This window comes from Streptomyces sp. NPDC050549, from assembly GCF_040655035.1.
Taxonomy (GTDB): Bacteria; Actinomycetota; Actinomycetes; order Streptomycetales; family Streptomycetaceae; genus Streptomyces.
In genome coordinates this window covers 31,419-43,120 of the sequence record NZ_JBFAJD010000056.1, presented here as the reverse complement: position 1 = coordinate 43,120, position 11,702 = coordinate 31,419, and the positions used below count along the sequence as shown (strand labels likewise).

General features: G+C 68.8%; 10 protein-coding genes and 1 pseudogene. 7 read left to right on the top strand and 4 right to left on the bottom strand.

The features are described 5' to 3' along the window. The first annotated feature begins 706 nt into the window (after positions 1–706). The gene (locus AB0I51_RS43950) at positions 707–1,255 is read left to right on the top strand and encodes an integrase core domain-containing protein (protein WP_362984408.1); all 549 of its coding nucleotides are present in this window, start codon (positions 707–709) and stop codon (positions 1,253–1,255) included. On the opposite strand, the gene AB0I51_RS43945 is transcribed toward AB0I51_RS43950, so the two are convergent. Continuing rightward, a complete protein-coding gene (locus AB0I51_RS43945; RefSeq protein ID WP_362984400.1) occupies positions 1,256–3,637 on the bottom strand; it encodes a transcriptional regulator in 2,382 nt (793 codons plus the stop codon). It lies immediately after the preceding gene. 537 nt (positions 3,638–4,174) lie between these two features. On the opposite strand from AB0I51_RS43945, the gene AB0I51_RS43940 reads away from it, so the two are divergent. Both AB0I51_RS43940 and AB0I51_RS43935 read left to right on the top strand, forming a co-directional pair. Then, the gene (locus tag AB0I51_RS43940) at positions 4,175–4,381 is read left to right on the top strand and encodes a hypothetical protein (RefSeq protein WP_362984398.1); all 207 of its coding nucleotides are present in this window, start codon (positions 4,175–4,177) and stop codon (positions 4,379–4,381) included. A gap of 270 nt (positions 4,382–4,651) precedes the next feature. Then, on the top strand, positions 4,652–5,728 hold the full coding sequence (locus AB0I51_RS43935; RefSeq protein WP_362984396.1) for an integrase core domain-containing protein: 1,077 nt from the start codon (positions 4,652–4,654) through the stop codon (positions 5,726–5,728). Positions 5,729–5,955: 227 nt separating this feature from the next. Here the strand turns inward: AB0I51_RS43935 and AB0I51_RS43930 are convergent, their stop codons facing one another. Continuing rightward, on the bottom strand, positions 5,956–6,783 hold the full coding sequence (locus AB0I51_RS43930) for a helix-turn-helix transcriptional regulator (protein WP_362984394.1): 828 nt from the start codon (positions 6,781–6,783) through the stop codon (positions 5,956–5,958). 113 nt (positions 6,784–6,896) lie between these two features. Between AB0I51_RS43930 and AB0I51_RS43925 the strand changes: the two genes are divergently transcribed. From AB0I51_RS43925 to AB0I51_RS43915, 3 genes are all read left to right on the top strand, one after another. Continuing rightward, positions 6,897–7,673 (top strand): alpha/beta hydrolase, encoded by a 777-nt coding sequence (locus AB0I51_RS43925; protein ID WP_362984392.1) that lies wholly within the window; start codon positions 6,897–6,899, stop codon positions 7,671–7,673. Between the two features lie 215 nt (positions 7,674–7,888). Continuing rightward, positions 7,889–8,437, top strand: coding sequence for a carbonic anhydrase (locus AB0I51_RS43920; RefSeq protein WP_329531986.1), 549 nt, complete (start codon positions 7,889–7,891; stop codon positions 8,435–8,437). Between the two features lie 380 nt (positions 8,438–8,817). Next, positions 8,818–8,958 carry a hypothetical protein gene (locus AB0I51_RS43915; protein WP_362984389.1) on the top strand — a complete coding sequence of 47 codons (141 nt, stop codon included), beginning with the start codon at positions 8,818–8,820 and terminating at the stop codon, positions 8,956–8,958. Here AB0I51_RS43915 and AB0I51_RS43910 read toward each other — a convergent pair. After that, positions 8,943–9,041 (bottom strand): annotated as a pseudogene (locus tag AB0I51_RS43910) (AAA family ATPase); the annotation flags it as partial. The gene AB0I51_RS43915 and the pseudogene AB0I51_RS43910 sit on opposite strands and share 16 nt — an antisense overlap. Before the next feature lie 195 nt (positions 9,042–9,236). Here AB0I51_RS43910 and AB0I51_RS43905 point away from each other — a divergent pair. Further along, on the top strand, positions 9,237–10,649 hold the full coding sequence (locus AB0I51_RS43905; protein ID WP_362984387.1) for an MFS transporter: 1,413 nt from the start codon (positions 9,237–9,239) through the stop codon (positions 10,647–10,649). Between the two features lie 318 nt (positions 10,650–10,967). On the opposite strand, the gene AB0I51_RS43900 is transcribed toward AB0I51_RS43905, so the two are convergent. Beyond that, positions 10,968–11,687, bottom strand: coding sequence for a phosphatase PAP2 family protein (locus tag AB0I51_RS43900; protein ID WP_362984406.1), 720 nt, complete (start codon positions 11,685–11,687; stop codon positions 10,968–10,970). Between the last annotated feature and the right edge of the window lie 15 nt (positions 11,688–11,702).

Genomic DNA, 11,702 nt, shown 5'->3' with positions numbered 1-11,702 from the left:
ACCGGCCAGAGCCAGGACACCGGCGACCACCACGGCCACCGGGCACTCAGACCTGCCCACACCCACACTGACCTGCTGCTATTTACGCGTCAGAGTGGGGCTGGTGGCAGGATGCGCGGGTGATCGTTTCGTTGCTGTACCGCACCGCTCGCACCTTGCTGTCCTTCCCGGGGGTTCTGCTGCGCCGTGATACCGCGAAGGATGCCGAGTTGCTGGTGCTGTGGCACGAGAACACGGTGCTGCGCCGTCAGCTCAGGGGCCCGGTGCGCTACGAGCGGGCCGACCGGTTCTGGCTGACGACGCTGTCCTCGCTGATCCAGCGCCGCCGTTGGGCGGATGTCTTCTCGGTCGCGCCGGGGACGCTGCTGATGTGGCACCGCAGGCTGATCGTGAAGAAGTGGGACTGCTCCGCCCGACGTGGCTGTACCGGTCGACCGCCGACCGCGGCCGCACTCAAAAAACTGGTGCTGCGGCCGGCGGGCGAGAATCCGCGGTGGGGCCACCGCCGAATCCAGGGGGAGCCGGCACGTCTGGGGCATCCGATCGGACCGTCCACGGTCCGGGAGATTCTGCACGCCGCCGGCTCGGCCCGACCCCGCGCGGGTCCGGCCCGAGCCGGCGGGAGTTCCTCACCGCCCAGGCTGAAGGGATCATTGCTGGCGACCTCTTCCCCGTGGACGCGGTGGTGGGTACGCGCCTCTGTGCGATGGCGTTCCTTGAGCACGGCACCCGGAGGCTGCACGTCACTGGTGTCACCAGGCACCCGACCGGCGAGTGGGCCACTCAGCAGGCTCGCACCTTCGCGACGGACGTGGGGACCGGTGTGGAGTCGCTCCGCTTCGTCCTGCGTGACCGCGATACCAAGTACACCGCGTCCTTCGATGCGGTCTTCGAGGCCGAGGACGTGGACGTCCTGCTGAGCGGCCCGCGAGTGCCCCGGATGAACGCGCACTGCGAACGGGTGATCGGCACTGTCCTCCGTGAGGTGTTGGATCAGGTCCTGGTGCTCAACGAGGCTCACGCGCGGCGGGTTCTGGCCGAATATCAAGACCACTGCAACGGCCACCGGCCTCATCGGGCCCGGGGCCAGAGGCCACCCGGGGCTGCCGGGCAGCCCGCCCCAGTCCCACGACCTCGACGGCCGAAGGCTCCTACGCACCCGAGTCCTCGGCGGCACCATCAAGGAGTACAGATACGCCGTATGCCCTACGGCGATGACTTTCCGAGCCCTACAGGGAAGGTGGCAAGCAGCTGATCAAGAATCTGCCCCGTCTCGCAGTTGCGCAAGGCGGGTGAGGGCGCTGGGATTACCGGCGTCCGCTGCGATCCACGCGAGGCGGTCGGCTTGGCGTCTGTCTCCAGCCATTTCTCGCATGATCGCGACCCGTGCCATGGCGTGGGTGTCTCCTGCATCGGCTGCAAGCCGGGCCAGTTCCTCGGCTCCTTCATGGTCGCCTGCTGCTTCTCGCAGGTCGGCCAGGCGCATCAGAGCAGAAGTGCTCCCTCGTTGAGCAGCCTGATACGCGAGACGGGCTGCCTCTTCCTGATGCCCGGTGAGTTCACGCATCTCGGCGAGCCGGTTGAGAGCGCTGGTGTCGCCCGCGTCTGCTGATAGCCACGCCAGGTCCTCCGCTCCCTCTGGATCTCCGGATGCTTCCCTCAGGTCGGCCAGGCGGGCTGCCGCACTCGGGTTTCCATCCGCCGCAGCCTGTCGAGCCAGGCGCTCTGCCTCTTCCAGATCTCCTGCGTCCGCCATCATCTCAGCGAGGCGCGCTACTGCGGAAGGATTACCGGCTGCAGCGGCTTGCTGAACGAGTCTTTCGGCACCTTGTCGGTCACCAGCCGCGTAGCGGAGTGCAGCGATGCGGATCAGGGCGAAGCGGTGGCCGGCGTCGATGGCTTGGTGCGCGAGTTTCTCGGCTTCCTGGTGCGCGCCTGCTGCCTCGCGCATCTCAGCGAGCCGGACCAGAGCGAAGGACTGGCCGGCACGTGCGGCCCGCCGGGCGAGTTGTTCGGCTTCGTCTCGGTGTCCGGCCTTTTCTCGCTCAGCGGCGAGACGGGCAAGCGCGCTGGTGTTTCCTACACGTCCGGCACGTTGGTAAAGACGCTGAGCTTCGTAGCGGGCTGTCGGGCCGCCAGTCTCGCGGATGGCGGCGATCCGGACCAACGCCGTGGTATCGCCGGCTTTGGCGGCCAGTTGTCCCAGTCGTTCGGCCCCTTGAGTGGCTCCTTCGAGCTCTCTCCTCTCGGCCAGGCGGACGAGCGGCCCGGTGTCTCCTGCCGTCGCAGCTCGGAGGGCGAGCGCTTCGGCCTTTTTACGGGCACCGTAAGTTTCACAGATCTCGGCGAGTTGACTCAGTCCCCTGGTATCGCCCGCGTCGGCGGCCCGCTGCGCGAGGGCCTCGGCCTCTTCGGGGTGGCCGGCCCTGTGACGTATGAGGGACAGGCGTATGAGGGCAGTGATGCTGCCAAAATCGGCGGCCTGTTGAAGGAGCCGGTCGGCTTCCTTGTCAGCGCCGTTTGCCCGTCGGATTTCGGCGAGTCGTGCGATGGCGTCGGTGTTGCCCAAGTCGGCAGCCTGTTGGGCGAGTTGCTCGACCCAGTGGAAACGGTGGCGGATCCGGGCGGCCTCGGCAAGATTCATGAGGCTTTCGGCGGTGAGGTGGTCGTGTGCTGCCTGCCAGAACGATTCCGGAGGGCACCAACGCGCGCGGCTGCGTCGTCCGTGTTGTTCCAGGTAGTCGGCGAGCCGGTATGAAGACACGGTTGCGGTCTGCATCGGGGAGGACCTCTGTACGGGGCGAGGCCGGGTGCGCCGCAGGGGAGCAAGACGCCCGAGAACCGGTCGTGTGACGTCATCGAGGGCCTGATCTAGCCAGTTGTCGGTGAGATCGTCGTATTCATCGTCGTTGAGGTAGTCGTCAACAGCCTGTTCGAGAAAACTGACAGGCAGATGGAGGCCAGCTCCGAGACGTCGTGCGTCCATGGCGACTTCCAGCAGAGCGCGAACGGGTGGGTCGGCCGTCTCGTAGCGGCGCAGGAGTTCCGGTGCTCCGGCGAGGAACTGGGTGAGCCGACCGCTGTCTGTGTGCTGCAGCGCGTGGTCGAGCTGGCGGTCTCCGGCGGCGGCGAGGGCTCTGGCCTTGTTGATGGCGATGTGATCGAAGCGGTCCGGCAGGGTGATAAGTCGTCCGGCCAGTAGTACGCGAGCCTGGGGATGCGGGTCGGGTTCGCCATGCCGCGGCAGGGCCATGTAGTCGTCTTGGTATTCGGGCCACAAGGTTCCCAAAACCAGCACCGGGCTGGACGACACGTCGGTGAGCAGCCGGTGGACGGCGGCGGCGATCCGCTCGCCGCTCGTGTCACCGAGGTAGTGCTGAGCGTCGTTCAGCCAGACGACGGTCCGCGGCTCGACGCGGTGAAGATCAGCGAGTGCTGCTTCGGCCCGGATGGGATCGGAGGGATGCCACAGCCGCCAGCCCAGAGCAGCCAACGGCTGGATGGCCTCCCAGCAGGCACGCGTCTTACCCGTCGACGACGACCCCACCAGTACAGCCATCCCGCTGTGCCCGTCGACGGCCGCCTCGACGACGATGCTCAGGTGCTCGTCGTGCGGGCGGCGTACATAGGCAGGCATTCTCCCCGTCCGGCCCGGTCTGCTCCGGTCTCGGGCACCGCCGGGGCCGTAGCTCGGGGCTGGCGCCTCTACCGCGAAATGGATTTCGAGGTCATAGGGGTCCCACAGCGGGATCGGCCTGCCCAACACTCGGCTGTCGGCACTGACGGCGGAGCCGCGCCCGTAGGCCGTGTCAAGGAGTCCCAGCAGCACCGTCACGTCCAGACGTAGGGCGCGTCCCAGCGCTCCCACGGTGTCCGCAGAGGGTCCCGGAGCGCCGGGGCTCAGCGCCCGACTAACGGTTGTGCGCCCCAGTCCCGCCAAACGGGCGAGGTCGGTCTGGTTGATCCCCCGGGCTATCCGTCCCGTTTCAAGGCGAGACCGTAACTCGGCCAAGGCCGCTGCATCGCGCACCTCGTCGATCCCCACGCGGAGCCCCCTGGCCGTGCTCGATTGTTCACCCGTGTTCATCTTCGACCAGCGCACCATGATGAACACGCCAACCCCGAAAGTCAGTGACGCGACAGCATTCACACCGACCTGGAGGGGTGTTCAACCGTGTCCGACCATCACGCCGTAGTCCTTCTCACCTGCGCTCTCGTGACCATGACTGCGGTCCTCATCGCAGCGGCAGCTGGATATCTCGCCCGCCGCGACCACGCCTCGTATCCAACAGCCATAACCCGAGCGGCAATTGCCTTCACCGCCATCCTGACGCTGACTGCGGGACTGGTGACGGCCCTCGCCAACCTGACCCGCCGGTGACGGAACCCCTCCCCGGTGGGCAACCGCCGCTGACCCGACCCGATGGGCAGTGGATCGCCCGGGGCCGGTACACCTGGAACGGACGTTCAGTCAGGGCCTTCGGCAATGGGTGCGGTTCTTCTTGAGTGAGCCCGCCGGTCAAGCCGGGAGTTCCCTCGGCCTACGTACACCAGCCACGACTACGAACGCCGCCACCCGAACCTGCGCCGCTCGAAAAGTCGTCGGCGCAGGTGGCAGCGATGACGGTTCATCGGCTGGAAGCATGTCCGGGTGATCGTGTCCTTGCTGTACAAGGTGACCCGGAAGTTGCTCTCCCTGCCGTCGGCGCTGCTTCGCGGGGATGCAGCAAAGGACACGGAGCTTCTCGTGCTGCGGCACGAGAACGCGGTGCTGCGCCGACAGCTGGCCGGCCCGGTCCGCCACCAGCCAGCTGATCGATTCTGGTTCGCTGCCCTGTCCGGCCTGATACCTCGGCGTCGCCGGCGTGAGGTCTTCCCGGTCACCCCCGGCACCCTGCTCGGCGGGCACCGCAGGTTCATCGCGGCGAAGTGCGACTACAGCGCCCGCAGGCGCACCGGTCGGCCGCCGACGGCCGCGGCGCTCAAGAGCCTCGTACTGCGACTTGCCAGCGAGAATCCGAGATGGGGGCACCGGCGGATCCAGGGCGAGATCGCTCGGCTCGGGTACCGGATCGCAGCCTCGACGGTGTGGGAGATCCTCCACGCAGCGGGCATCGACCCCGCGCCGCGTCGCTCCGGCCCCACCTGGCGCGCGTTCCTCACCGCCCAGGCCGAAGGCATCATCGCGGCAGACTTCTTCCACATCGACACTGCGCTCGGCAGGCGGCTCCATGCGCTGGCCTTCCTCGGGCACGGCACCAGGAGCCTGCACATCACCGGCGTCACCAGCCACCCAACGCGGGAGTGGACGGTACAGCAAGCGCGGAATCTCGCCGCCGACCTCGGCATGCGCATGAAGTCCCTGAGGTTCCTCCTGCGCGACCGCGACGGCAAGTACGGCGACGCGTTCGACGCAGTCTTCGAGGCCGAGGAACTGGACGTGGTCAAGAGCGCACCGCGGGCTCCTCGGATGAACACACACTGCGAGCGTGTCATCGGCAGCATCCGCCGCGAGGTCCTCGACCACATCCTCATCCTGGGAGAGGCGCACGCCCGGCAGGTGCTCGCGGCCTACCGGAGGCACTACAACGAGCACCGGCCGCACCAGGCGCGCAACCAGTTACCACCCGAAGCCCAGCAACCTGTCACGATGAACATCAACGCCCCCAGACTGCTGCGCACCCAGATCCTCGGCGGCCTCATCAACGAATACAGTCACGCGGCTTGACGTGCGCCGACGACTTTTCGAGCGGCACAGGATCCGGGGCCCCGTGGTCGTTGGTGCTGGCCACTACGGGCACGCCTCCTTCTCCGCCCTCGATTCAATGAATCATCCAGTATGCCTGGCTTGAGTCACTTTGACAGAGAGGGACGCGCGTTCTACGTCGAGATCACCCCGTAGCCGCAGGCCGGAGATCGACTCCACCGTCAGGGGGCTTTTTGTGAGCGCTCTCATCACTCGACGGCCACCGTCGCCTGCCACGCCCCGGGGCGCATGCCTGTCGCGTTCTGGAAGAACACCGAGAAGTTGGACGCGTCAGGGAAGCCGAGAGTGCCGGCGCAGGCCGCCGCGGTGAGGCGGTCGTGCGCGAGGAGGCGTTTTGCTTCCAGGACGATCCGGTCGACGATGTACGCCTTCGCGGTGCGGCCAGTGGCCTGCTGCACCACTCGTGAGAGGGTGCGGGGCGCGTAGCCCAGAGTCCGGGCGTAGTACCCGGCGTCGTGATGTTGCCTGAAGCGTGCCTCGACGTTGGACCGGAACAGCCGGAACACCGGATGCGCTGAGCGTGCTCCGCCGTGCGGGGGCCGGAGCCGGGCGATCAGCGCGGAGAGGACGATCTCGGGCAGCTCCGTGGAGAGGTCCCCAGGCGGGGCCGACGCCTCAAGGAGGAGATGGTTCCGCGCGGCGTCGATGAACGGCCAGTCAGCGTCGGGGATTCTCCAGTGCGCAGCCAGGTCCGGGGACGCGACGAGTTCCCGGGTGGCGTGGGTGACCGGCGCGGTCGGCACGAACAGCACGACGTGCCCTGCCACGCCGGCGATGTCGTCCCATCTGTGCACCGCCCCGGGAGGGATCCATACCGCGGAACGCTCCCGCAGCGGGTGCCGGAGGAAGTCCACCGTGACGGATCCGGGCCCGGCATCGACGACGGCGAGGACGTGGAAGTCGGCACGTTGTGTCCCGCCGTCGTTCAGCTCGCGGAGGCGGTCGAACGTCATCGTTTCGACGGCGGCGGCCCGGCGCTCGACGGGCTGGTAGGTCATCTGCCGGATCACGGTCACGTGTCCAGTTTCCACCATCGAGCGACCGGTCACGCCGATGCCCGGGACCAGCGGGAGATATTCAATGAACACACAGGCCGAATCGCCTCGTAGCACAGATCGAGAGAGGCACGATGAACACCACGCAGAAACCGCTTCTACCCGTTTATGACCACAGGCAGGGGGCCGGGCCGACCCTCGTGTTCCTGCACTACTGGGGTGGTTCAGCCCGCACCTGGGACCTCGTCGTCGACCGCCTCGCGGGTCGCGACCTGCTCACTGTCGATTTCCGCGGGTGGAACCGCTCCAGCAACCTGACGGGGCCTTACACTCTCCGCCGGCTCGCCCAAGACACGCTCGCCGTGATCGCCGACTCAGGCATCACCGACTACGTCCTCGTAGGGCACTCCATGGGCGGCAAGGTCGCACAGCTCGTCGCGGCGACCCGGCCCGCCGGGCTCCGCGGGATCGTCCTCGTCGGTTCCGGCCCGGCGAAACCCGCCACGGCGGTCACCTCGGAGTACCGGGAAGCCCTGTCCCACGCCTATGACTCCGAGGAGTCCGTCGCCCGCGCACGGGACGACGTCCTGACCGCTACCGAACTGCCCGCTTCGATAAAGGCGCAGATCGTGGCCGACTCGCGTGCCGGAGCCGATGCCGCCCGCACGGAATGGCCGCTGCGCGGCATCGCGGAGGACGTCACCGAGCACACGCGCATGATCAGTGTTCCCTCCCTCGTCGTCGCCGGAGGCAACGACCGCGTCGAGCCGGCCGACGTGCTCGTCAACAACCTGGTGCCCTACCTTTCCGGAGCCGAGTTCGTGGTGATCCCCCACACGGGGCACCTGATCCCACTGGAAGCTCCCGCCGACCTCGTCGACGCCATCACGGCCTTCGCACCAGCAGCCTGACCATCTGGACGACCCAACGGCGGAGGCTGTCCCCGATCGTCCGCCGAAGGCCCAACCGCGTCGAAGCATGAGGTGGGGATCCGCCCGCGTTGACTCGCACCCACCGACACCGGCCGCGGTCGGCCCGGGCGACAGGCTCATCAGCTTCGCCAGCCGGCGGAGACACCTCGAAAGGCGGGGCAGTGCCGCCTATACATCAACCAGGAGTGGACATCATGACGAAGTTCAACGAGTTGCTGGAGCGCAACCACGAGTTCGCCGCGAACGTCGATCTTGCAAGGCTGGCCATGCCGCCCAGGGAAGCAATGCCTGACAGGCTGCTTCTCGTGCTGGCCTGTGTCGACCCGCGGGTCGAGCCGGCCGGCTTCCTCGGCATCGGAACCGGAGACGCGGGAGTGCTGCGCAACGCGGGCGGGCGCGTGGACGACCGGATCGCAGAGGACATTGCCTATCTCTCCATGCGCCTGGGTGTGCGGATGGATGTCGCCGTCATCCATCACACGCAGTGCGGGACCGGGAAGCTGTCCGAGCCGGCCTTCCGCCAGACCTTCGCTCACCACACCGGTCTGCACGAGGGCGACCTCGCCGACAAGGCGGTGACCGACCCGGCCGTAACCGTGCGCCAGGATGTCGCGAAACTGCTCGGACACCCGCTGCTGACCGACGACCTGCTCGCTTCGGTGTCCGGCCATGTGCTGCGGCTCGAAACCGGGCTGGTCGAGACGGTCGTCGAAGCGACCGCTCCGGTTCAGCCCCACCGGTGATACGACCGGTCCGGCCTTCGGTTCCGCGGAAGCCTCGGGAGCTGGAGGCCTTGTCGGGCGATGACCTGGTCAGATCTGGAGCGCGGTCGGCCAGGGCCGGTGCGCTGGACACGGATGCGTTCCAGATGGGGGCGTGCGCAGCTGCGGCGCGTTCGAAGAGCCCGAGCCGATTACGGAGGAGCCGCGTGCCAGCTTCACGTCCCCGACCTCGCGAATTCATGGTGCCCGGCGTCGTAGTGACAGTCGGTCACCTCATGAAGGACGGGTACTTTCGAACTGCGATGATTCAGCTTCTCTAGGACTGGATCACGTGCAGGGGAGGCACCCTTCCGGTGTCGAGGCGTACAGAGTGGGCCGATATCGTCGCCATAGTGGGGGCGGTGTGCGACGGTGACGACGGCCATATCCGCGACCCGCTGCGGGCGTTGGCGCAATATGCGGAGGGGGGCACGCTGTTCGCGTTGCGCGACGCGCTCACCTTGGACCTGGAGGCGGCACAGCTGGGTCAGCCGCTCGCCTGAGCTGCGGCCATCTGTTCGGCCCGGGCCCGGGTGGCGGCCAGCCAGTAGGAGTCGGTGCCGGTCTCGATGATATTGCCGCCGAACGGACGTTCTTCGACCCGTTGCCTCAGCACCCAGCCTTTTCCCTCCGGTCGCAGAATATTTCTGTTGCCGATGTAATCTGCGGGCGTTCGAAGCGGTGTGCCACCTGGCCGCCGCCGTCGCGTCACTGGGGAGGGTCTGTGGGCGGGCGCGCTACGCGCACCAGGACGGAGAAGGGGGAGGCGGGGTGGCCGGCGGTGCTGGTACGGGAACGTCCTCGTCCACCTGCCATACGCGACCATCCCGACGCGTGGCGGCTTGCGGTCGCCACGGTGTGCTTCGGCGCGTTCATGGGGCAGCTCGACGCGAGCATCGTCACGCTGACCTACCACAGCCTGCGCGTGCAGTTCGGCGCTCCGCTGGCCGGCGTGGAGTGGGTGTCGCTGGCGTACCTGCTCACGCTGGTGGCGCTGTTGGTGCCGGTCGGGCGGCTGGCCGACGCCCGCGGGCGCAAGCTGTTCTACCTCTACGGGTTCGTGGTCTTCACCGCCGCCTCGGCGGCCTGCGGGCTGGCTCCGTCGCTGGGCGCCCTGATCGCGTTCCGAGTGGTGCAGGCGGCCGGGGCGGCGATGCTCCAGGCGAACAGTGTGGCGCTGGTGGCCACCAGTGCGCCCGCGGAGAAGATGCGGACGGCGCTGGGGGTGCAGGCCGCGGCCCAGGCGCTGGGGCTGGCGATCGGGCCCACCGTGGGCGCGGCGTTGGTGGCCACGGTGGGCTGGCGGTGGGTGTTCGGCATCAACGTGCCGATCGGTGTGGTCGCGGTGGTGGCCGGGCATTTCCTGCTGCCGCGCACCCGCAGCCGCAATCCGGTGCCCGCGTTCGACTGGTGGGGGCTGGCGTGGCTGGCGACCGCGACGACGTCGCTGCTGCTGGCTGTGTCGGCGGTGTCCGGGCTGCCTCTCGCGCCCTGGGTGGTGGCGGGGTTGTTCGCGACGGCGGTGACGGCGGGCGTGGCTTTCGTCCTGCGGCAGCGCCGGGCGCGGGTGCCTCTGCTGGATCTGGGACTGCTGCGCCTTCCCGCAGTCTCGCCCGGGCTGGCGGGCGCGCTGAGCGGCTACCTGACGCTCTTCGGGCCGCTGGTCCTGGTGCCGATCGTGCTGGTGCGGGCGGGCTGCTCGGAGCTGCTGACCGGTGTGGTGGTCAGTGCACTGCCGGCCGGATTCGCTCTGGCCGCCACCGGCGCGGAACGGGTGCTGCCGCGCTCGGCGACCGATCGTGGCAGATGCCTGCTCGGTGCGGTCGTTGCTGGTGGTGCGCTGGCGTGCATGCTGGTGGTGCCCATAGAGGCCGGGTGGACGGCGCTGCTGTTGGCGCTGCTCGGCGTGGGGCTCGGTGTGTTCACGCCTGCTAACAACACGCTGATCATGCGCGCGTTCCCGGTGGCCGCGTCCGGCACCGGTGGGGGCCTGGTGAACATGACCAGAGGACTGGGCACGGCTCTGGGTGTCGCGCTGGTCACCCTGGCCTTGCATCTCGCTCCGGCCGGGAGCGTGGCGCCGGCCGCCCGTCGCGGCGTGACGGTGCTGCTGGCCGCGGCCGGTGTGATGCTGCTGGCGGCCTGGCTCAGCCCGCGGCGGACGGCCTCGGGCGGCGGCATGGTGACGGAGTAGCGCCGTTCGACGGCGGGGGCGGAAGGGTCCGCGACCGCCGGAGAGCCGCGAGGTGCGGCAGGGAGGCAGGGCCCGCGCAGGACGGCGAGGGCCGACCGGCATGCCGTCGCTATCGCCGCGAGCCTTGCGGTGGCGGCACCGGCCAGACCGCGGGCCGGGACGCTCCGTCGGCCGGCCTGCGAGCGGCACTGTCCGGGTGTCCGGGTCGCCTCGGGCCCGTCGGCGGGGCTTTGACTCGGCATGGGCCGCGCCTTCCGGGCTTCCCCTCCCCCGTCCGCTCCGCTGGCGGACGTCCCGGCGACTGAGGAGACCCCGCGATCAGGACCGGGTGCCAGTCTCTGCCGCGGTAGGCAGGCGATGACTTTCTCGCCCCCGGCGAGGAGCAAGCACCTTGGGTGTCGCCGGGACGTCGCCGGGCACCTCGTCCACGGCCGAGTCTGTGTTGGACCCTGCGTCCGTCGCCGCCGGGTTCCGCCCTGAGGACGCAGCCGTAGTCGAGGCCGGGTCGGCCACTGCCGGTCGGCATGCGCGCCGGCGGCGGGGCAGCATGTCGACGAGTCGCAGCGCGGGCTTGGTGAGGACGAGCCCGAGGCCCATCACCAGGACACCGACGGCGGCATCCATCAGGTAGTGGTTGGCGGTGCCCAATACCACCAGGACCGTCACTACCGGGTAGGTCGCTCCGAGAGCGCGCACCGACCAGTGCCGTCCGAGGCGGAAGAGCATGAGTCCCCACCACAGCGACCAGCCGACGTGCAGGCTCGGCATGGCCGCGTACTGGTTGGTGAGATGCCCCAGGCCGCGGGGTGCGCTCGCGTCGGCGCCCCACCAGCCGTAGGAGCCGTACTGCGCCATGGTGTCGATGAAGCCGTAGCCGCCGGTCAGCAGCCGGGGTGGGGTGGTAGGCAGCATGGTGAAGCCGACCAGACCGATCAGGGTGGAGATCATCAGCCAGGTGCGGGCGGTGGGGGGGGGGGGGGGGCGGGCCGCGAGACCGCAAGACCCACAAGACCTCCACCGGGGCCGCCAAAAGATCAAGCGCGGGGTGGCCGA

What these genes read in the sequence shown, in the direction of transcription:
- AB0I51_RS43945 (WP_362984400.1), bottom strand. Translation starts at nt 3,637, where the DNA reads ATGCCTGCCTATGTACGCCGCCCGCACGACGAGCACCTGAGCATCGTC.
- AB0I51_RS43925 (WP_362984392.1), top strand. Translation starts at nt 6,897, where the DNA reads ATGAACACCACGCAGAAACCGCTTCTACCCGTTTATGACCACAGGCAG.
- AB0I51_RS43950 (WP_362984408.1), top strand. Translation starts at nt 707, where the DNA reads ATGGCGTTCCTTGAGCACGGCACCCGGAGGCTGCACGTCACTGGTGTC.
- AB0I51_RS43920 (WP_329531986.1), top strand. Translation starts at nt 7,889, where the DNA reads ATGACGAAGTTCAACGAGTTGCTGGAGCGCAACCACGAGTTCGCCGCG.